This is a genomic window from Kangiella geojedonensis (genome assembly GCF_000981765.1).
In the GTDB taxonomy this organism is placed as follows: Bacteria; Pseudomonadota; Gammaproteobacteria; order Enterobacterales; family Kangiellaceae; genus Kangiella; species Kangiella geojedonensis.
This window is the reverse complement of the sequence record NZ_CP010975.1, coordinates 85,564-106,313: the sequence shown is the minus strand read 5'-3', so window position 1 is coordinate 106,313 and position 20,750 is coordinate 85,564. Positions and strand designations below refer to the sequence as shown.

14 protein-coding genes are annotated in these 20,750 nt (G+C 44.6%); 6 read left to right on the top strand and 8 right to left on the bottom strand.

Features of this window, described 5'->3' with window-relative positions:
* Complete coding sequence (locus TQ33_RS00500) at nucleotides 1-858, top strand: tetratricopeptide repeat protein (RefSeq protein WP_046560326.1); 858 nt, start codon at nucleotides 1-3, stop codon at nucleotides 856-858.
* Nucleotides 859-1,252: 394 nt separating this feature from the next.
* On the opposite strand, the gene polA is transcribed toward TQ33_RS00500, so the two are convergent.
* Nucleotides 1,253-3,982 carry a DNA polymerase I gene (gene polA, locus TQ33_RS00495; RefSeq protein ID WP_046560325.1) on the bottom strand — a complete coding sequence of 910 codons (2,730 nt, stop codon included), beginning with the start codon at nucleotides 3,980-3,982 and terminating at the stop codon, nucleotides 1,253-1,255.
* Nucleotides 3,983-4,183: 201 nt separating this feature from the next.
* On the opposite strand from polA, the gene TQ33_RS00490 reads away from it, so the two are divergent.
* Nucleotides 4,184-4,558: a hypothetical protein gene (locus tag TQ33_RS00490; RefSeq protein WP_046560324.1), complete on the top strand. Its 375-nt coding sequence runs from the start codon at nucleotides 4,184-4,186 to the stop codon at nucleotides 4,556-4,558.
* A gap of 60 nt (nucleotides 4,559-4,618) precedes the next feature.
* Here TQ33_RS00490 and TQ33_RS00485 read toward each other — a convergent pair whose 3' ends face one another.
* Nucleotides 4,619-6,304, bottom strand: a complete 1,686-nt coding sequence (locus TQ33_RS00485) for a serine hydrolase domain-containing protein (protein ID WP_144405925.1) — start codon at nucleotides 6,302-6,304, stop codon at nucleotides 4,619-4,621.
* Nucleotides 6,305-6,735: 431 nt separating this feature from the next.
* On the opposite strand from TQ33_RS00485, the gene TQ33_RS00480 reads away from it, so the two are divergent.
* Genes TQ33_RS00480 through murI form a run of 3 tightly spaced genes read left to right on the top strand, consistent with a single transcriptional unit; the run spans nucleotide 6,736 to nucleotide 9,469 of the window.
* Entirely contained in the window at nucleotides 6,736-7,308 is a 573-nt protein-coding gene (locus TQ33_RS00480) for a TRAP transporter small permease subunit (protein ID WP_046560323.1), read from the top strand.
* Nucleotides 7,301-8,671, top strand: a complete 1,371-nt coding sequence (locus TQ33_RS00475) for a TRAP transporter large permease (protein WP_169745453.1) — start codon at nucleotides 7,301-7,303, stop codon at nucleotides 8,669-8,671. Before TQ33_RS00480 ends, TQ33_RS00475 begins: the two co-directional genes overlap by 8 nt.
* A 12-nt stretch (nucleotides 8,672-8,683) precedes the next feature.
* Nucleotides 8,684-9,469 carry a glutamate racemase gene (murI, locus tag TQ33_RS00470; protein WP_046560321.1) on the top strand — a complete coding sequence of 262 codons (786 nt, stop codon included), beginning with the start codon at nucleotides 8,684-8,686 and terminating at the stop codon, nucleotides 9,467-9,469.
* Between the two features lie 49 nt (nucleotides 9,470-9,518).
* Here murI and TQ33_RS00465 read toward each other — a convergent pair whose 3' ends face one another.
* Nucleotides 9,519-10,625 (bottom strand): TRAP transporter substrate-binding protein, encoded by a 1,107-nt coding sequence (locus tag TQ33_RS00465; protein WP_046560320.1) that lies wholly within the window; start codon nucleotides 10,623-10,625, stop codon nucleotides 9,519-9,521.
* A gap of 120 nt (nucleotides 10,626-10,745) precedes the next feature.
* On the opposite strand from TQ33_RS00465, the gene TQ33_RS00460 reads away from it, so the two are divergent.
* Nucleotides 10,746-11,468 (top strand): 2OG-Fe(II) oxygenase, encoded by a 723-nt coding sequence (locus tag TQ33_RS00460; protein WP_046560319.1) that lies wholly within the window; start codon nucleotides 10,746-10,748, stop codon nucleotides 11,466-11,468.
* Between the two features lie 225 nt (nucleotides 11,469-11,693).
* Here TQ33_RS00460 and TQ33_RS00455 read toward each other — a convergent pair whose 3' ends face one another.
* From TQ33_RS00455 to TQ33_RS00435, 5 genes are all read right to left on the bottom strand, one after another.
* Nucleotides 11,694-12,827, bottom strand: a complete 1,134-nt coding sequence (locus TQ33_RS00455) for a S8 family serine peptidase (protein ID WP_046560318.1) — start codon at nucleotides 12,825-12,827, stop codon at nucleotides 11,694-11,696.
* 321 nt (nucleotides 12,828-13,148) lie between these two features.
* Nucleotides 13,149-14,276, bottom strand: coding sequence for a S8 family serine peptidase (locus TQ33_RS00450; protein ID WP_046560317.1), 1,128 nt, complete (start codon nucleotides 14,274-14,276; stop codon nucleotides 13,149-13,151).
* 271 nt (nucleotides 14,277-14,547) lie between these two features.
* Nucleotides 14,548-16,134 (bottom strand): S8 family serine peptidase, encoded by a 1,587-nt coding sequence (locus tag TQ33_RS00445; RefSeq protein WP_052735139.1) that lies wholly within the window; start codon nucleotides 16,132-16,134, stop codon nucleotides 14,548-14,550.
* 259 nt (nucleotides 16,135-16,393) lie between these two features.
* Nucleotides 16,394-18,028 carry a S8 family serine peptidase gene (locus TQ33_RS00440; protein WP_052735138.1) on the bottom strand — a complete coding sequence of 545 codons (1,635 nt, stop codon included), beginning with the start codon at nucleotides 18,026-18,028 and terminating at the stop codon, nucleotides 16,394-16,396.
* A 313-nt stretch (nucleotides 18,029-18,341) separates the two neighbouring features.
* Entirely contained in the window at nucleotides 18,342-20,417 is a 2,076-nt protein-coding gene (locus tag TQ33_RS00435; RefSeq protein ID WP_046560316.1) for a S8 family serine peptidase, read from the bottom strand.
* Between the last annotated feature and the right edge of the window lie 333 nt (nucleotides 20,418-20,750).

Below are 20,750 nucleotides of genomic sequence, written 5' to 3'. Positions count from 1 at the left end.
ATGGCACAACAACTTGCACGTATTATTTTATGGGTTTCCTTAAGCTTTTTTAGTTTGGCCGCATTTGCAGCTGAGCAACAAGAACAAAAGCCAGAAAAAACCAGTAACTATCAGCCTTTAATTGAGCGCTATATACTTGATGAACTCAAATCTGTGCGCCAAGATCAACAGAGCCTGCGAGCTGATATGGAAGAAAAGGTGGCGCACGCCAAACTCGATGCTTCCGATCGAATCATTCGCTATACCTCCGATACCTTGAACAACATGTTCATTATTATCACAACCGCGGCCTCTATCTTAGTATTGATGGGCTGGCGCTCGATGCGTGATGTTCGCAGCAAGCTTAATGAGGTGGTTGAAACAAAAATCAACGAACTGACCAGCGAGTATGAAGACCGACTCCATGAGCTCGAAGGTAAGCTTCGTAAGCGCTCACAAGAAATCATTGATGCGCAAGAAGATATTTCCAAGTCCAACGAAATACACTCGATTTGGATGCGTGCTGGCCTTGAGACCAATATGCACCAAAAGATAAAACTGTTTGATGAAATCTTAGCGATTAACCCCGAAGATATCGAAGCTTTGATATATAAAGCAGACGCCGCTTACGAGCTAGGCGACTATGAGTGGGCCTTTAGTCTCGCAAATCGCGCTATCGATCAAGATCAAGATTATGGTCTTGCTTATTGGCAACGCGCTTGCGCCAACGCCGCTAACGGCGCTACGCAAGAAGCGATTAACGATATTAAAATAGCTATTGAAAAAGCACCTAAACTGGCCGATGAACTAGACAGAGAGCCAGCATTTGAAGATCTTCATGAACTTGAAGAGTTTGAGGCTCTCAAACCTCAGACCTAGCGAGTACTCCCAAACAAAAAGCCAGCTTTCGCTGGCTTTTTTATATCGATAGGTTTTATCTAACTCGACATTTCAGACTATTCTGAATAATTCTGGAAAACAGACAGGCATAAAAAAAGGGGTGGCCTGAGGGAACATAGGTACCACCCCAAATGCGCAATTCGGCTTGGGGAGGCCAAATTGCAAGTCCCGCTGTAAGGAGGGAGTCGCGGGGAGCACTTCATTGTGCTCACTTAAATAGACTCGCGTTTAGGTGGTTTGTTTCAAGATTTTTGTAAGGTTGTGTAAAGAAAATTTCAAAGTGTGACATTAAGCGATGATCGCGACAAAAACCTGCGCTATATCACACGTTAAGTGATAAATAGCGCAAGTTTAAGTTTAAACGTTGAAGTATTTAGTGTGCCTCTTCCCAATTATCGCCCACATCAACTTCAGCAATTAAAGGAACGGATAATTCTGCAACACTTTCCATCAACTCAGGAATTTTTTCCTTCGCTAACTCTAGATATTGTTCCTCCACTTCAAACACCAGTTCATCGTGAACCTGCATGATCATCTTAATGCCCGGCTGGTCTTTTAACCATTTATCCACTTCGATCATCGCCAGTTTAATAATGTCTGCTGCACTACCCTGCATCGGCGCATTTATCGCGGTTCTTTCTGCTGCTTTACGACGCATACCGTTCTTCGAGTGGATCTCCGGAAGGTATAATCGACGACCATATAAAGTTTCAACATAGCCTTTATCCGCCGCTTTTTCTCGAGTACTGTCCATATAAGCTTCTACACCAGGGTATCGGGCAAAATAGGTATTAATATAATCCTGAGCGGTATTTCTATCCGCATCAATCTGCTTCGCCAAGCCAAATGCCGACATACCGTAAATCAAGCCAAAGTTAATCGCTTTAGCATCACGTCGCTGATTAGGACTGACCTTATCTAAATCCACATCAAATACTTCAGCTGCCGTCGCTGAGTGAACGTCCAAACCTTCCTCGAACGCTTTTAACAGCCCTTTGTCTTGAGATAAATGGGCCATAATACGAAGCTCAATTTGTGAGTAATCCGCGGCTAAAATCTTACAACCTTCCGAGGCAATAAAAGCGGTACGAATGCTTCGACCCTCTGGCGACTTAATCGGAATATTCTGCAAGTTGGGTTCAGTCGATGATAATCGACCAGTAGCCGCAATAGCCTGATGATATGACGTATGGACACGTTTAGTCTCAGGGTTAATCATCTTCGGCAACTTATCGGTATAAGTCGATTTCAATTTACTTAAACCACGATTTTCAAGAATCAATTTTGGCAATGGATAATCCAGTGCTAATTCTTGCAACACTTCTTCTGCCGTAGAAGGTTGGCCTTTTGGCGTCTTTTTTATCACCGGCAGTTCTAAATCTTCAAATAAAATAGCCTGTAACTGCTTAGGAGAGCCTAGATTGAATTCTTTGCCTGCTAACTCAAATGCTTCTAGCTCAATTTCTTTAAGTCGCTCTTCAAATTGACGACTTTTCTCCAATAGCAATTTGCCATCAACCAACACACCATTGCGTTCAACTTTAGATAATATTCGTAACAATGGCATTTCAATATGCCTGAATACTTGGGCTGGACCTTCTTCTTTCTGTAAATCTCCCCAGATTTTTTGATGCAGCTTCATGGTGATGTCCGCATCTTCCGCAGCATAGGGCGCTGCCTTTTCGAGCTCAATCTGATCAAACGTTAATTGGTTCTTGCCCTTGCCTGCAATTTCTTCAAATTTTATGGTCGCGTGATTTAGGTATTTTAGTGACAATGAATCCATGTCATGGCGACTTGCTACAGAGTTTAGGCAGTAAGACTCAAGCATGGTGTCAAACTCAATACCCCCAAGCGTGATGTCGTAACGAGCCAAAACACTCATATCATACTTGAGGTTTTGCCCCACTTTCTTAATCTCTTCACTCTCTAATAGAGCTTTCATTTGCTTTAGTACATGGTCACGATCTAACTGTTCAGGTGCGCCCATATAACTGTGAGCAACCGGCAGATAGGCTGCTTCGCCATTGTCTAGGGCAAAGGACATACCAACCAAATCAGCTTCCATGTAATTCAAACTGGTGGTTTCCGTATCGAAGGCAAACAACTCTGATTGTTCTAGTTTTTTCAGCCACTTATCAAGTTCTTCTTGGCTTAGAATCGTTTCATACGGACTCCGATCTATCGAGGACTCTTCAGCCTCATCTTCCCCTTCAGCGATGTCTTCACCACCTTCTTTTAAAACTTCCGTCAACCAACGGCGAAACTCCATCGTTCCGTATAATTCTTTCAAGCGAGCTAATTCCGGCTCTTTGACCGTTAACTCCTTTGGTTCAAATTCCAGCTCACAATCCAGCTTGATCGTCGCCAACTCATACGATAGTGGCAATTGCTCAAGCGCCTCTCTTAAGTACTCACCGATCTTGCCACCGATCTTATCGGCGTTTTCCATCACCCCTTCTAAGGAACCGTACTCATTCAGCCACTTTACCGCTGTTTTCGGGCCACATTTATTCACGCCCGGAATGTTATCGACCTTATCACCCACTAGCGCCAAGAAATCGATGATTTGGTCCGGCTTGACGCCAAACTTTTCAATCACTCGATCGTAATCCGTCACTGGATTGTTCTTATCCATGGTGTTGATCAGGGTGACATTATCGCTAACCAGTTGCGCCATATCCTTATCGCCGGTAGAGATCACCGTTTCACGGCCTTCCGCGCAAGCTTGTTTGGCCAGTGTTCCAATCACGTCATCCGCCTCAACACCATCGATGACCAATAACGGTAAACCCATAGCCTCTACAATCTGATGAATCGGCTCTATTTGCTGACGCAGATCCTCAGGCATCGGTGGACGATTGGCTTTGTACTCTGGATACAAATCATTACGGAATGTTTTACCCTTAGCATCAAACACCACCGCCATGTGCGTCGGCTGATATTCATTGATCAAACTTTTCAGCATGTTAATGACGCCAAACACCGCGCCAGTCATCATACCGTCAGAGTTGGTCATGCGTTGTAACTGTGGCACATGATAGGCACGGAATAGATAGGAAGAACCATCAACAAGGATGAAAGGGCTTTGTTTTTCTGACATGAGGATTTACGGTTTCTGAAATTGTTTTAAGTGTAACGCAAGTTTCTGATGGTTCCTACTACCAAGCTTGATTGTTCATTTTGTGAACAGCAATAAGGTTTTATCATTTTGTTTTTGTTAATGTTTAAACGTTGGCCAATGTATTCGCGCTGACCTTATTCGTTTCATGATGAAACGTCTTATACAACAAAGGAGGTTATTATGGCTTTTCCAGTCAATCCATTCGTATGCAGTATCGATCCCGATTCAGATGAATGCCGTGAATCTAAACGGTTCTTTCGTGAGTTGTTTGAAGCAATGTACATTGCTCGTTTTTTACCTAAGTTGCCCATTCCACGGCCCATTCCTGATCCGCCACCATTCTTGGGTGATCCAAGCCCACAGCCTAGTTTAGAGGCATTTCACACCGTGATCTCGGCAGAACTTCTGGCGCATGCGCTGAAAGATCCGACTCCAACACCCATGTTAAAAGCGTTAAAAGAGACTAATCTTCAATATGAAGTCGCTAAGAACTTACTGCAACAATTTGAACATGCTGCCAAGAGTCTGAAGCAAGAGCTTAAACAACTTGGTTAAATCAATTTTTTCATAAAATAGCCCAGCAAGAGCTGGGCTTGCTAAATATTCCGATATCCCTTATTGCTTATCCATGATCCGTGGAACGCCACGCTGCGTTATCGTCAGCTGTCTTTTCTCTACATCAAACTCAATCACAATATCTGCCAGTTTAAACGCAAACTTTTTCTGATTGATTGGTGTAAGTGGGAATGCCGACTGACCAGTCGCTTGAGCATACAATTTATCGCTTTTTACCATCACTTCGATATCAAGCGGGAAATCATCACTTTGATAAGTTCCAACGTACTTCTCCAGCGTTTCTAACGGTACATCCACTGTTTTTGCAGTCTCACCACCGCTCACTTTCACGAACACATCTGCTCGACCACCCTGCTTAATGGCAAACTGGTTATTGTCTCGATCAAACTCAATTTCGATTCCAGCTCTAGAGAATTCGAATGTGTTCTCACTCAAAGCCGTTAAAGGAAAGCCACCCTGACCAGTCGCCTGCGCATATAACTTTCCTTCCATCAAACTGATACTAATATCCAGTGGATGGGTCTCACTTTCATACTCGCCCACTAAAGGTTTTAAAACCTCTTCGTCTAGCTCAACTTCCTGACCGAACTCTGGTACCGACACCTCTTTCCCGAAATATGCGTCCAACATCTTTTCGTAGATTGTGCGCAAATCGTAGTTCAAACCATTCGTGAGTATCACTACGCTAATATCCTTTTCAGGGTAATAGGCAAGGTGCGATACAAATGACTCAATGCCGCCATTGTGCCAATAACCTTGGAGTTCCGAACCCTCTAATTTATATTTGGTACCGAAGATCCCTTTACCAAAACCATCGTCCAGCTCAATCATCTGCTCTAAGCTTGATGGCTTAATTAATTTTTCATCAAACAGCCCTGTGATAAACAGGTTTAAATCATCGGCAGTGGATACTAACGCTCCTGCCGAATAAGCAACCGACATATCCCACTGCGCCACCTCTTCCCACATATCACCGTTAAATTGATATGAATAAGCTTCCTCATTCTTCGGATTAATGGCCTTGCCTAGGAAGGTATTCTTCAACCCCAAAGGCTTAAATATCCTACTTTCTAATAATTCGGCGTATGACTTCTCTTCAATCTTCTCCAATATATATCCAAGAAGTAAGTAGTTACTGTTGCTATATGCTCCTTTCTCACCTGGCTCAAAATCAGCATCAAAGCTTTGGATCTTCTCGACCAAAAAGGTCTTATCCTGCGGTGACATATGATAGTTAATAAAATTTGGATCGTCGGTATAGCTGTGAATACCTGAGTGATGATTCAACATCTGTTTAATCGTGATGCTTTTTGCATTAGCCACTTCGGGATAATAGTTGTCCAAAGTCGTATCTAGGCTTAACTTCCCCTCCTCAATCAATTGAAAGACTAAGGTCGCGGTAAAAGTTTTGGTAATTGATCCTATTTTGTACTTCAACTGCTTGTTACTTTTTAGGGTTTCGTTACCAGCAGCTTCTAAGGTCGTGCTATAGAGCTTTTCATTGCCCTTATACAAAGCCATATGACCGAGTAAACGGTTATTATCAGCCAATGCCTTAAAGTATGGATCAAGTTGGCTTGCTACGGTCTTTTCAGTATTGGCCTTATCAAGCTTTGCAGAAACCAAGTTTGGTCCTAACAACGCTAAAGCTGAAAAGGCGGTAAGGCTGAATACTCTTGCTAATTTCCGTAGCTTTGACGCTACTCCAATATCATGTTTCATCATGTATCCCTTAATAGTCCAGTAGGCTTAATGCTCGTTTTTATCTTGCGAGTCATTTTATTGAGTGTCCTTATCTTAACGGACATTGACCAATATTATTCCAAATATTATGTTCGCTGGTCGTATCTTAGCTAACACATTGGATCTTTAGCATAATTTACAGTATCTTTGCTTTTCTGTGTTTGATTATTTTTTCCACAGCACTTCATTTTCTGTGGATAACTTTGTGAAAAAGTTTTCACTAATATGACAAACTCAGCAAGAAATAGACAGTTTTTGCTTTGGGGAGCGAAAACAAAATTTTAAATCCATATAATTCAATAAGTTACCGAGCCAAGTAAAGGCTGCACTTTAACTAACAGCGAGTTTACACTGTAACGTCGCTGTGGATAACTTATGGAATTACATTAAGAGCAGAGTCCAAAAGAGTCATAATGCTAAAATCAACGACGCTCACATTAACGAGACTTCTAGACAATTTTACCGAATGGATGGGGCGGATCATTGCTTGGCTAACCTTATTCATGGTCATCACCGTTGTCTCAGTTCTCATCCTTCGTAACTGGTTCGATTTGAGCGCTATTGCGCTGCAAGAATCCATTACCTATATGCATGCTATCGTCTTCATGTTAGGCGCAGCATACGCACTGAAACACAATGACCATGTTCGTGTTGATGTGTTTTATCAGAGCTTCTCTCCAAAGAAAAAAGCCGTGGTCAATATTCTCGGTTTCTTATGCTTGTTACTGCCGGTATGTGCCTTCATATTTGTTTACTGCAAAGATTACGTGGCTTTCAGTTGGGCGTTAAACGAAGGTTCCAACCAGCCGGGGGGTATTCCTTTCATGTATGGCCTTAAAACATTGCTGTTAGCCATGCCGCTGGCACTTATTTTGCAAGGTTTTTCTGACTCATTGAAGTGCATGACCTTTCTAGCAGGCTGGTCAGAGCCGCCTTTTTTTATAGCCTCTGATGAACTTAGCCAAGAGGAGCATGGTCATGTTTGAGTTAATGCCACTCCTTTTATTCCTCGCAGTTTGCGGGGTGTTATTGTGGGGTTATCCCGTTGCTTTCTCACTCGCTGGCACCTCCCTAATTTTTGTTGCCATTGGCGCCATGACCGGCTTACTAGAGCCCGTACAACTAAACTTTATGGCGGGGCGCCTGTTTAAAATCATGGATCGCAGCACCTTAATTGCAGTGCCCCTCTTTATATTCATGGGACTGATGTTAGAGCGCACCAAAATAGCGGAAGATCTTCTCGAATCCATGGCAACGCTCTTTGGTAAACTGCGAGGCGGCATGGGTTTTGCCGTAACGATTGTCGGAATGCTCCTTGCAGCGAGCACCGGCATTGTCGGCGCGACGGTCGTCACCATGGGGCTTCTCTCCCTTCCTGCAATGTTAAAACGTGGCTACAAGCCTGAACTGGCTACTGGCGTCATTTGTGCTTCAGGAACCTTAGGCCAAATTATCCCCCCTTCGATTGTTTTAGTACTATTGGGTGATGTATTAGCTAACGCCATGACCGAAGCAAAGGGCCAAGGTCTCGAAACCGATCAAGTCGCCTCGATAGGTGACTTATTCATGGGTGCCGTAATTCCAGGAATTATGCTCGTTGTCGGCTATATGCTTTACATAGCATTTGTCGCTTGGCATCGCCCAAAAGATGCGCCAGCGATGGAGATTGATGAATCCGAGCTAAGACAAGCCATCTTCCGCGCGATAAAGAGTTTATCGTTGCCGCTGATCCTGATCGTTGCTGTGCTAGGCTCGATACTTTACGGCATCGCAACCCCAACCGAAGCCGCAGCTATCGGAGCCTTTGGCGCCATATTACTTGCCATTATGCGTCGGCAACTCACTCTCAAGCGTTTACAAGACGTGATGCAATCGACCGTCAAGACGACCAGCATGGTATTCTTGATTTTAATCGGCGCTTCAATTTTCTCGTTAGTATTCCGTATGTATGGCGGCGATGAAATGATTCGTCACTTCTTTACAGAATTACCGGGTGGCTTATTTACGGCATTGTTGATCGTCATGATCGTGATGTTTTTACTTGGCTTTATTCTCGACTTTATCGAAATTACTTTTGTGGTGGTTCCAATCATTGGCCCTGTTTTATTGATGATGGGTGCCGATCCGATTTGGCTTGGCGTACTGATTGCTATTAATCTCCAAACATCGTTCTTAACACCGCCCTTTGGCTTTGCACTGTTCTACCTCCGAGGCGTTGCCCCGAAGCAAATTAAAACGGCTCAAATCTATCGTGGTGTTATTCCGTTTATCGGTATTCAAGCTATCGTGCTTGCTCTGATTGCATTTTGGCCACAACTATCAACCTGGCTACCCGCCGCTATCAACTAATTGAGAACATTTATGACTAACAATCCTATTGGTGTTTTTGATTCAGGTGTTGGTGGCCTCTCAGTATATCAAGCCATTCGCAAGCACTTACCAAATGAGAACATCGTCTATTTCGCAGACTCCGCCTACGCGCCTTACGGCAAATTGCCCAAGGAAAGTTTGCATAAACGTTGCCAGTATATTGCTGAGTTTTTTTTAAAACATAATGCCAAAGCCATGGTCATTGCATGCAATACGGCAACTGCCCTTATGGCTGATTGGTTAAGAGCAGAGTACGACTTACCCATCATCGCCATCGAGCCAGCGATAAAACCAGCGGCCGCTCTCACTCGAACAGGCCACATCGGCGTCTTTGCCACAGAAAACACCTTAGATAGTACTCGTTACCAACGTTTGGTTGCGCAATTTGCCCGAGACGTTTCAATACATCAAGCAGCCTGTCATGGCTTCGTTGAGCAAGTAGAAGCTGGCGAACTAGATAGCCCAAAAACCATGCAACTTATCAACGATTACTTACAACCTTTTCTTAACTACAAGGTCGACACCCTTGTTTTAGGTTGCACCCACTACCCTTTCCTTGCAAAAAGCATCAAAAAGGCTGCTGGCGCTAGCCCCTTGAAACTGTTGGATACCGCAGACGCTGTCTCTCTTCAACTGACCCGCGTACTCGCTACCAATGACTTGTTTAACAACGAGCCACACCAGCAAGATCGCTTTTACACCAGCTCCGACGCAACAATTGCACAGCCGGTATTTACCAAGTTATTGGGACATAAGATAAAAGTGTTGGAAGGCTAGCTTCCAACTTACTAATAAGTTAAATAAAGCAGGTTCCTTTTCCGAAACCTTACCGCCTGGCGTCGTAGTAACTCTGCTCAGACACTCGATGCCACGTTTTAGCTTGCTCTTTAAATTCCATGAAAGACTGTAAGATTCTTTGATCTAATTCTGTCACAGCCTGCTCTTTTAGCATATCCTCAGAAATTGCTTCTAATTCCCTTAATACTTCTTTCGGTAGCTCACGTAGTTCAACGCCATGTTTTGTAATTAACGTTTGCAATGCTTCGTTATTTTTAGCGGTAAAGTCTGCCAATAGATCCGCATTCGCTGTACGGCATGCTGTTGTTACAATTTCCTGTAAATCTTTGGGTAGCGCTTCATAGGCCTTTTTATTGATTAGGGCTTCGAGCGTCGTACCTGGCTCATGCCAGCCTGGGTAATAATAATAACGCGCCGCTTTAAACAAGCCGAAAGCCAAGTCGTTATAAGGGCCGACCCATTCAGCAGCGTCTATCGCTCCTGTCTCTAAGGAGGTAAAGACTTCGCTTCCTGGCATCAAAACTGGAATCCCTCCTGCGCGTCGCCATACTTCACCGCCAAGGCCAGGAATGCGCATTTTCATTCCTTTTAAGTCAGCTAGCGAGTTGATTTCTTTGTTAAACCAGCCTGCCATTTGTACGCCAGTATTACCACAAGGTTCTGGAATTAACCCCAAGGGTTCGTATAACTCCCGCCACAAGTCTAAACCACCACCATGTAATAACCAGCCGTTCATTTCTTGCGCATTTAAGCCAAAAGGAACGGCAGCAAAAAATGGCGTCATTGGCAACTTGCCTTTCCAATAATAAGAGGCGCCGTGACCAATTTGGGCGGCGCCACTGGCGACAGATTCGAAAACTTGTAACGCTGGTACCAGTTCGCCAGAACCATAGACTTTAACTTCCATGCGACCGCCACTTAAGCGGTTTATCAGCTTGGCTAAGTATTCCGCGCCTTCGCCAAGGCCAGCAAAGTTTTTCGGCCATGTCGTGATCATGGTCCATTTAATGACCTCGCCGTCCCACTTTTCGACGGGTGTAGCTTTCGTCTCGCTGCCACTATTGTTACAAGCGGTCAGTCCAGCAACGGCGGCGCCAGCCCCAAGGGCGCCAATGAAGTTTCTTCTTTTCATAATTAACCTGCTATTAGTCTCAACGCCCTATTCTAAAGTTTTTTTGGCGATTTCTGGCATCAATGTACCGACTATAATAAGCTATGGCAACTTTGATTAAAAAAAGACCATGCGGGGGCATTGATGTCGAGTTTTATTAATATTTATGAGCAAGCGCTCGATCCTGAATTTTGTAATAAGTGTATCGAGAAATTTGAGCAAAGCTCACATAAACGTCAGGGCGAAACGGGGCATGGCGTTGATAAAATTAAGAAAAATAGTACGGATATTACCATCACGCAGTATCCTGATGAGTGGCAGGAAGAAATGCAACATATCCAAAATGTTGTGTTGCGTGGGATGATCCACTATGTCCGTCAATATCCTTTTTTATTGGCTGGGGCTGTGTCGTTAATGTTCCAGAACCAAGAGGGTGAAATGGAGCAATTGAGCTATGTAGACGTCGAAAAGATGGACGACCAAAGCTTAGCACAGTTTATTCAAGCCGTTTATCGACTAGGACCAGTTAACGCACAGAAGTATGATAAGGGTGAAGGTGGCTACTTCCACTGGCACTCTGAGCATTACCCACATCCTAATGACCCTAATCAAGACTCGTTACACCGTACTTTGTTGTGGATGTTTTATTTGAATGACGTTGAAGAAGGCGGTGAAACTGAGTTCTTTTATCAGAATGTTCAAAGCAAACCAAAACAAGGTTCATTGGTTATTGCGCCTGCTGGGTTTACCCATACTCATCGCGGTCAGAAGCCCGTCTCCAACGATAAATACATTTTAACGAGCTGGGTGCAGTATCAACGCGCGGCTCAAATGTACGGCCAACAGAATCAAAGCAACCAATCATAAACAGTAAAGTGCCAAAATAAGCCCCGCAACAAAGCGGGGCTTAAACTTTAACACTAAGGGGTAGTATGGTGTTAAAGCAAAACTGTTCATCAAAATATTGTGACACAGCATTATTTCGCCCTGTGTAAATACTCATCGATTATGTGACTGATTTCACAGGATGTTTGCTATTCTACTACCATAAAAAAAGGCCGCCGAAGCGACCTTTTTAGAACATTCTACCGATTACAGGTGAATGATTGGGTCCGGGTTACCGTCTGGATCATTACCCGCTGTACCGTCAGTGCTTGGATTACCGTTTTTCAACATAATCACAGCACACGCCGCTGGAGCAGCCATTGACGTACCTGACATCGTTGTTGTTCCGCCACCGTTACGTAATGACAAAATGCTTACACCTGGCGCAGCATAATCAACAGGTGGGTTACCATAGTTAGACCATGAAGGCATATTGTCGTTTGAGTCAGTCGCTGAGATGGTAAATACGCGGTTACCGTTAGCACGCGCTGGCGAGTGGTTGCTTGCATGATCGCCGTCATTACCTGCCGCTAGAACGAAGTAAGCGCCTGAGCTTTGAGCTGCGGCTTCTACTGCATCATCTAGTTCCTGGCTTACAGGGCCACCTAGGCTCATGTTCGCACAGTCACCTGCTGAAGCATTTGCTGCAACATGGTCAACACCAGCGATTACGCCTGAGTATGAGCCAGAACCACGTGAATCAAGTACTTTCACTGGAACCACTGTTGCGCCAGCAGCAACACCCACTACATCTTGAGTATTGTCGATTGCTGCGATTGTACCCGCTACGTGAGTACCATGGCCGTTACCGTCGTCAGTGTTAGCGTCCTTACCTTTTGTAAATGCTGTAAATCCACGGCTAGCATCAACATTCAGATCACCATGATCAGTATCGATACCCGTATCTAGAACCCATGCCGTATAACCAGCGCCACTTTGAGCACCACCTACACGAGTGACACTCCACGGTGTTGTTTGGCCGCCACCGCCGCCACCACCGCCTGGCTTACCTTTAAAGCTCACACGTACGACACCGTCTGGAGACATACGCTTAATATTCATGTCCCCACCAAATGCTTTTTCAGCCGCGTGACATGGCGCGTTGACCGTAAATCCTTTTATTGAATTTTTATAAACATGACGCACTGATGCGTTAGCACGCTGGGCCATACCTTTAGCAAGACCTTTTACTTCTGACGCATTGACGCTGTCATGTAAAGTAATGATACAACGGTTTTGCACGTTTAGTTCATCGTTCGATGAATAAGTTGGCTCCACAGCTAGTGATTGTGTCGATACGATTGCCATGCCTACAGCACTGGCGATTACAGTTTTTTTCATTAGGAAATTACCCCATTTGGTTTTTTGAATGTTGGGTCCTACTTTGCTTTTAAAGCTCTGTTTTTATTAGTAGAATCCGCTCGACCCCAGTGTTATATCAATTGGTTATTTAACGATCAAGCATTATTTATTATTATCACTACTGGTTATACCAATTATATTAATTTATCTATAAACCTCGGCTGTATATTATTGTTTATTCATTAACTCACACAGCTTTATACTCAAAATAACTAATACCTTAAACTTTAGACGCTTTTCCTACCTCAGAAAAAACGCCCCGAAGGGCGCTTTCATTTTTATCCTACTACCCACTTTCTATTAAAGGTGGATAATTGGGTCTGGATTTCCATCTGGATCATTTGTAGCATTACCGTCAGTATTAGGGTTGCCGCCCGTCAACATAATCACAGCACAAGCGTGTGGTGATGCCATTGAAGTACCTGAAATAGTGTTAGTTCCGCCATCTTTCCATAATGAGAATACGCCAACGCCAGGTGCAGCATAGTCTACAGGTGGGTTCGCATAGTTAGACCAAGATGCCATTACATCACTTGAATCTGTCGCAGAAATTGTCCAAACGTTTGAGCCATTGGCACGTGCCGGTGAATAATTGTTAGCGTCATCACCATCATTACCCGCCGCAATAACAAAGAAAGCTCCTGAGTTTTCCGACGCAGCAATCACAGCATCATCCAATTCTTGGCTTACAGGCCCACCCAAGCTCATGTTTGCACAATCACCAGGGGATGCATTAGCGCCAACGTGATCCACACCAGCGATAACGCCAGAGTAAGAGCCAGAACCACGACGGTCTAGAACTCGTACTGGTACTACGGTTGTGTTTGGCGCAACCCCCAAAGAGTCGATGGTATTATCAATCGCACCAATCGTGCCCGCTACGTGAGTACCGTGACCATTTTCGTCATCCATACCGCCGCCACCTTGAGTAATTGCGGTAAAACCACGACTAGAGTCAACGTTTAAGTCTGGATGATCCAAGTCAATGCCGCTATCAATTACCCAAGCGGTATAACCGGTACCGTCAACTGGACCGCCAACTCGAGTTGTGCCATAAGGTGTTGTTTGACCTTCACTGCCACCACCTCCGGGAGGACCAGCAAAACTTACGCTTACTACCCCATCGGGAGACATACGCTTAACATTCATGTCACCACCAAAGGCTTTCTCAGCCGCTGTACAAGGTGCATTGACGGTAAAGCCTTTGATTGAGTTTTGATAAACATGACGAACCGAAGCATTTGCTCGTTGCGCTAAACCATTAGCCAAACCTTTGACTTGATTTTTCGCTACGCTGTCATGAAAAGTGATGATGCAACGATTTTGCACGTTTAATTCTTCACTGGTTGTAAAAGTTGGTTTTTCAGCTATTGCTTGTGCAGATACGAATGCCATGCCAACTGCACTGGCTATTAATGTTTTTTTCATTAAATATTACCCTCATTTGGTGTTTTTTGAATGTGATTTATTGCTTTTCTTGTAATGCTATTTGCATTACATTTTGTTATGCACTGTACAATTTGTTACAAATGCAAACAGCTTTATAACAAGTACAAAAATTGATCACAAGTTTTTCCTGATAATACAACCACTGGTAATACCAATTATTTTTTCTAATGCAAATAGGCATTGTTTTATTATGCTAAAACTCAAAAAAAAGACGGGGTTTAACCCGTCTTTTTTATTTACATGCCGGTGATTAGCCGCATTTTTTTGGTCCACCCTTACATGAACCACCGTCGTCGCCATCATCCACTGATCCGGTACAACCGTTCGCAGTTAAGTAATCACTGGCAGCTTTCGCTTTGGTAATACCATAACCGAAATAGTCATCACGACCAGCGGCACCTTGATCTTCAGCTGACGCCTTTAGAGCGTTACGGATTTCAGTACCCGAACAGCTTGGATGGTTTGACCAAACTAGCGCAGATACGCCTGCAACAGCAGGAGTTGCCATTGATGTGCCGCTCATATAACCATAATCGCTAGGACCCACAGATACCGTAGCATTTGTTGCTGCTAAAATCGCATCACGATCTTCAAGAGCTGTACCTACCGCAGGAATCGTTGTTGTGTTGGTATCACCTAAGGTTCCGTACAACATCCCTGATTCGTTATTAATGATAATTGCACCAATACCACCAGAGTTTTCACAGTTCGCAACCTTGTCGTGGAAACTAATTTCACCACGATCGATTACACATATATTTCCGTTTGCTCCAGCGTCCGTAGAAGTGCCTAGCCCCATATAGTATGTATTTCCACTTGCATCACCGTTGTTTTCCATGCCAGCTGACGCAATACCTACGCCATCAATTGATGCCGAAGAAAGAGTCGCGCCACCTGCAGGGTATGTCGATAGTGTGTTAACACCACCAGCAGTCACTTCTACACAGTAACCATCATCAGTTTTGCCTTTTTCTGTACAGCTTGGATGTTGTGAGAAAGACGCAATTTGGTTGTTATTGTCATTCGCACCAATCATCATCACTGATTTATAACCCGCAGGGTATGAACGGCTGGTATTTCCATCATTACCTGCAGCTGCTAACACCAAACCACCATTAGCAGTGAAAGTGTTGAATGCATTTTCTTCTGTAGAATTCGCAAAACCACCACCTAAGCTCATAGTAATGATATTTGCACCTGCTTGCGTACATTTGTCTGCAGCGTGTGCCAAATCAGATGAATAGCCCCAGCCATCGTTGTTAAATACTTTAATGATATGCATTGGTACGCCAGGAGCCATACCTACGACACCAATACCGTTATCTGCAGCACCCACTGTCCCTGCTACGTGCGTACCGTGTGGGCCGCCGTCGCGGAACCAATCGCCAGTACCTGAATCGCTATCACCGGTAATTACAGACCAATCAAAATCATTATTTTTACCGCCAGTCTCGCCGTCAGCACCAGCAATACCAGAGTCGATCACACAGACTTTTTGCCCAGTCCCTAAGACAAGCTGGTCTGCTTGCGACTGATATACCGCGTATGGTGTAAGTTGCTGAGCAGTTGGATCGCCCGAATCATCGTTATAAATTCCCATTGGGAAACGCTTTACGTCTTTTTCCATAGACTTAAAACCTTTCTTACCACGGATGGTGCTTTTTCCCTTCTCATCTAAATCTACGGCAAACCAGTTTTTGCCTTCAACTAAGACGTTATGACCTTTCTTTAAGCCTTGACCATTAGTGTCATAGGATACGATTACTCGCTCCGCATGGGCTGCTGTACCTAGCGCTAGCAAGGTTGCAGCACAGGCCATTTTCATTTTTAGATTCATATTACCCTCATTTGGTTTTAAATTTATTTGTTTCTATTTTAAGATTTAAACATTATATTTTGTTATACGTGTACAATTTGTTACAAACACGCGAAAGCCTTTATATCAGGATCAAAATATGATCACAAGTTTTTAAACGCAAATGCAGGACTGGTTAAACCAATTAGAATTTCTAATGCAAAAATGCATTAAATTTTTGCACAAAAAAAGGCAGGGATAACCCTGCCTTTTGTGTAACCTTTAACTGTTTAAGCAGTTATTAGCCACATTTTTTAGGACCACCGCGACATGGTTCTGGCTCTGGCTCTGGATCGCCACCACCGTCGCCACCATCTACAGCGCCTGTACAACCATTAGCCGTTAAGTAGTCGCTCGCTAATTTAGCTTTTACGATACCGTAACCGAAGTAGTCATCACGTCCAGCTGCGCCTTGGTCTTCTGCCGTTGCTTTCATTGCTGTACGAATTTCTGTACCTGAACAGCTTGGGTGATTTGACCATACTAACGCTGCCACACCAGCTGCTGCTGGAGTCGCCATCGATGTACCGCTCATGTAGCCGTAATCGCTTGCGCCAGAATTAATGTCTGCATTGGATGAACCGACGATTGCTGTACGGTCTTCATAAGCTGCACCTACCGCTGGGATGCTCGTCGTAACGCCTGTGATATCCATGTATACCACACCTTCGCCAGCAACATTGTTTACAACAATAGCGCCGATACCGCCAGAGTTGCCACAGTTGTTGATTTTATCAGCGAAAGAAATATTACCACGGTCGATTACACAGATTTTGCCGCTAGCGCCTGAATCAGTCGCTTCTGCTGTACCCATGAAATACGTTGAACCTGATACTGAACCCGTGTTGTCAGTTGCTGCTGCAGGAACGCCTACACCGTCAACCGTTAAGCTAGCGATGCTCGCACCGCCTGAAGGATAAGTCGATAATGTATTAACACCACCAGCTGTCACTTCGACACCATAACCATCATGCGTTTCAGTTGTTGCATGCTTACCTTTACCAGACGTCATGGTATTTGATGGGAATTGTGAGAAATCAGCAATGTTATTGTCGCCATCGTTAGCGCCAATCATCATGACTGATTTATAACCTGCTGGGTATGAACGTACACTGTTACCGTCGTTACCTGCCGCCGCCAGTACAAGACCACCGTTTGCAGTGAAGGTATCAAACGCAGATTCTTCGACGCTGTTAGCGCCGCCGCCACCAAGTGACATGGTGATGATGTTCGCGCCAGCTTGAGTACATAGATCAGCAGCGTGCGCTAGATCTGATGAATAACCCCAACCTGATGCGTTGAATACTTTAATGATGTGCATTGGAACGCCAGGAGCCATACCCACAACACCGATACCGTTGTCAGCTGCACCTACTGTACCTGCTACGTGTGTACCGTGTGGGCCACCATCAGTAAACCAATCGCCAGTACCTGAATCGCTATCACCAGTAATGACTGTCCAATCGAAATCGTTATTCTTGCCGCCGGTTTCACCTTGAGCACCAGCAATACCTGAGTCGATCACACACACTTTTTGGCCTGCGCCAAGCGTCAGTTGATCAGCTTGTGATTGATATACTGCATAAGGCGTTAGCTGCTGTGCTGATGGGTCACCCGCATCATCGTTATAAATCGCCATTGGGAAACGCTTCAAATCTTTTTCCATCTTTTTGAAGCCTTTCTTACCACGGATGGCGCTTTTCCCCTTCTCATCTAAATCTACGGCAAACCAGTTTTTGCCTTCAGCCAATATTTTTTGGCCTTTCTTCAGTCCTTGACCATTATCATCATGCGATACGATAACACGCTCTGCGTGTGCCGCTGTGCCAAGCGCGAGTAAAGTCGCTGCACAAGCCATTTTAATTTTAAAGTTCATTTCTACCCCTTTGGTAATTCTTTTAAGCAATAAAAAAGCTCCATCGCCATGGGTTAGGTTCTAACTTTCCATAGTCGATGAAGCTTGTGTACGAATTAAACAGCTTAGCTTTACTAATGTCAAACAATAATTTTTCTAATGCATGAAATTTAACAAACTCGATAACACGTTAAATAAAAGGGATTTATCTGAAATTTATAGATTCTTTTAACTTGCTGATTATCAATGATTAAGTTGATATCTGTTTTTGTTTTTAGAATAAAAAGGCGAGCCAATAGCTCGCCTTTTTTACTCAAGTACTACTTAGAATTGGCTAAAGATTAACGCTGACCTGCTCTGAACAGCTTGCGGTTCCAGCCTCACACACCTGATAAGTATAAGTGGCTTTGCCACGATTATTCGTCGCATCGGTATAGTCACCGTCGTTCGTCGTGGTGATTAATGCACTACCGTTACGATAAATATCAACGTTGGCACTCGTCGCACCGCTCCAACTCAAATCAACAGTATGACGGCCCTTAACTTTGTAACCATTCAAACTCAAGCTAATATCGCCACCAGGATCACCACTGGTGACAGTTACCGTCTGGGTACTTGAGTCAGTTTGACCCGCTGTATCCGTTACAGTCAATATCACAGAGTAGTCGCCATCAGCACCGTAGGTATGACTAGGGCTAGCCGATGTACTGTTATTACCGTCACCAAAATCCCAGCTGTAGCTTGAAATACCGTTGTCATCACTGCTGTTATCCGTAAAGTCGCAGCTCAAGTCTGTACAAGCATATGTGAAGTCAGCGACTGGTGCTGTATCCACTGGGCCGCCCGAACAACCGTTTGCTGTTAAATAATCATAAGCATTTTTCGCTTTGACGATACCGTAACCGAAATAGTCGTCGCGACCTGGTGCTCCCTGATCATCGGCTGTTGCTTTTAAAGCGTCACGGATTTCAGTACCAGTACAACTTGGGAAGTGTGACCAGACTAACGCTGCCACACCCGCTACCCCAGGCGTCGCCATCGAAGTACCGCTCATGTAACCATAGTCGCTTGGTCCCACCGACACCGTAGCGGTCGATGCAGCCAGAATTGCGTCACGATCTTCCAGCGCTGCGCCAACTACGGGAATTGTTGTTGGGTTAGGACTGCCTAAGGTACCACTAAACAAACCGGCTTCATTATTGACAATGATCGCGCCGATGCCACCGGAGTTCTCACAGTTGGCTGTCTTATCCTGAAAACTGATATCGCCACGGTCAATCACACACACTTTGCCGTTAGCACCAGCATCTGTTGAATCGCCCACCCCCATGTAATAGGTATCACCACTGGCCTCACCGTGGTTTTCCATGCCGGTTGAAGCAATCCCCGTTCCGTCAATCGTCGCCGAGGATAGTGTAGCTCCGCCTGCTGGATAGGTTGATAAGGTAGTAACGCCACCAGCCGTCACTTCGACACAGTGACCATCGTCTGTTTCAGCACTGCCACCACTTCCGACTGTACAGTCTGGAAATTGCGAAAAGTCGGCAATATTATTATCACCATCGTTAGCCCCGATCATCATTACCGACTTATAGCCAGCTGGATAAGATCGTGCGGTATTACCATCGTTACCCGCTGCGGCTAAGACCAAACCGCCGTTATTGGTGAAGTCGATAAAAGCATTTTCCTCAGTGCTATTCGCGCCACCACCACCAAGCGACATGGTAATGATGTTAGCGCCACCTTCCGTACATTTTTCAGCCGCATGAGCTAAGTCCGACGAGTAACCCCAGCCTGATGCGTTAAAGACTTTAATGATGTGCATCGGCACACCTGGCGCCATACCCACAACGCCAAATCCATTGTCCTCAGCGCCAACCGTACCAGCTACGTGGGTACCATGTGGCCCACCATCACGGAACCAATCGCCCGTTCCCGAATCGTTGGTACCCGTAATCACTGACCAATCAAAATCGTTGTTCTTGCCACCCGTTTCACCGTCAGCACCAGCGATACCTGAGTCAATCACACAGACTTTTTGTCCTGATTGCAGTGATAATTGATCGGCTTGGGATTGATAAATGGCATAAGGCGTCAGTTGCTGTGTGGTGGGATCACCGACATCATCCTCATATATGGCCATTGGGAAACGCTTTAGATCCTGCTCAATAAACTCAACGTTTGGATTATTTCGTAAGCCGTTAATAGCGGCTGCAGGCATTTCGACTGCAAAAGCATTTTGATTGCTCAGCTCAACTTTGATGTTACCGCCTGCTTTAGCTGCTATCGCTTTAACCGACGGACCTTTACCTTCTTTAAATGTGACGATGACACGTTCTTGATCAGCGTAAGCGGCCATGCCCAAAGCTACGATCGTCGCCGCACAGGCTATTTTCATTGTAAACTTCATGATTACCCCTATATAACGTTAATTAACCACTGCCCTAGCTGGGAGTATTTGTACTCCCCAAAGACTGTCATCAACGATACTCTGATACTATTTATGGTTGTTTCCCCATAAATTGTCGTCTCCATGACACCTTTTCACCCTACCTCGCTCAGAGGTTCAATCTAGAGCCAATATTGATTAAAGCACTGGCTACAAAGATGATTCAAATATTCAACGATTTAATATTCAGATTTGATAACTCGCGCAGAAATATTCCTTATTTCGGCTATGAAGCCCCTTAAAGCCACCATATAGGCGAAAAAAAAGGTCGCCGAAGCGACCTTTTTTATCAAG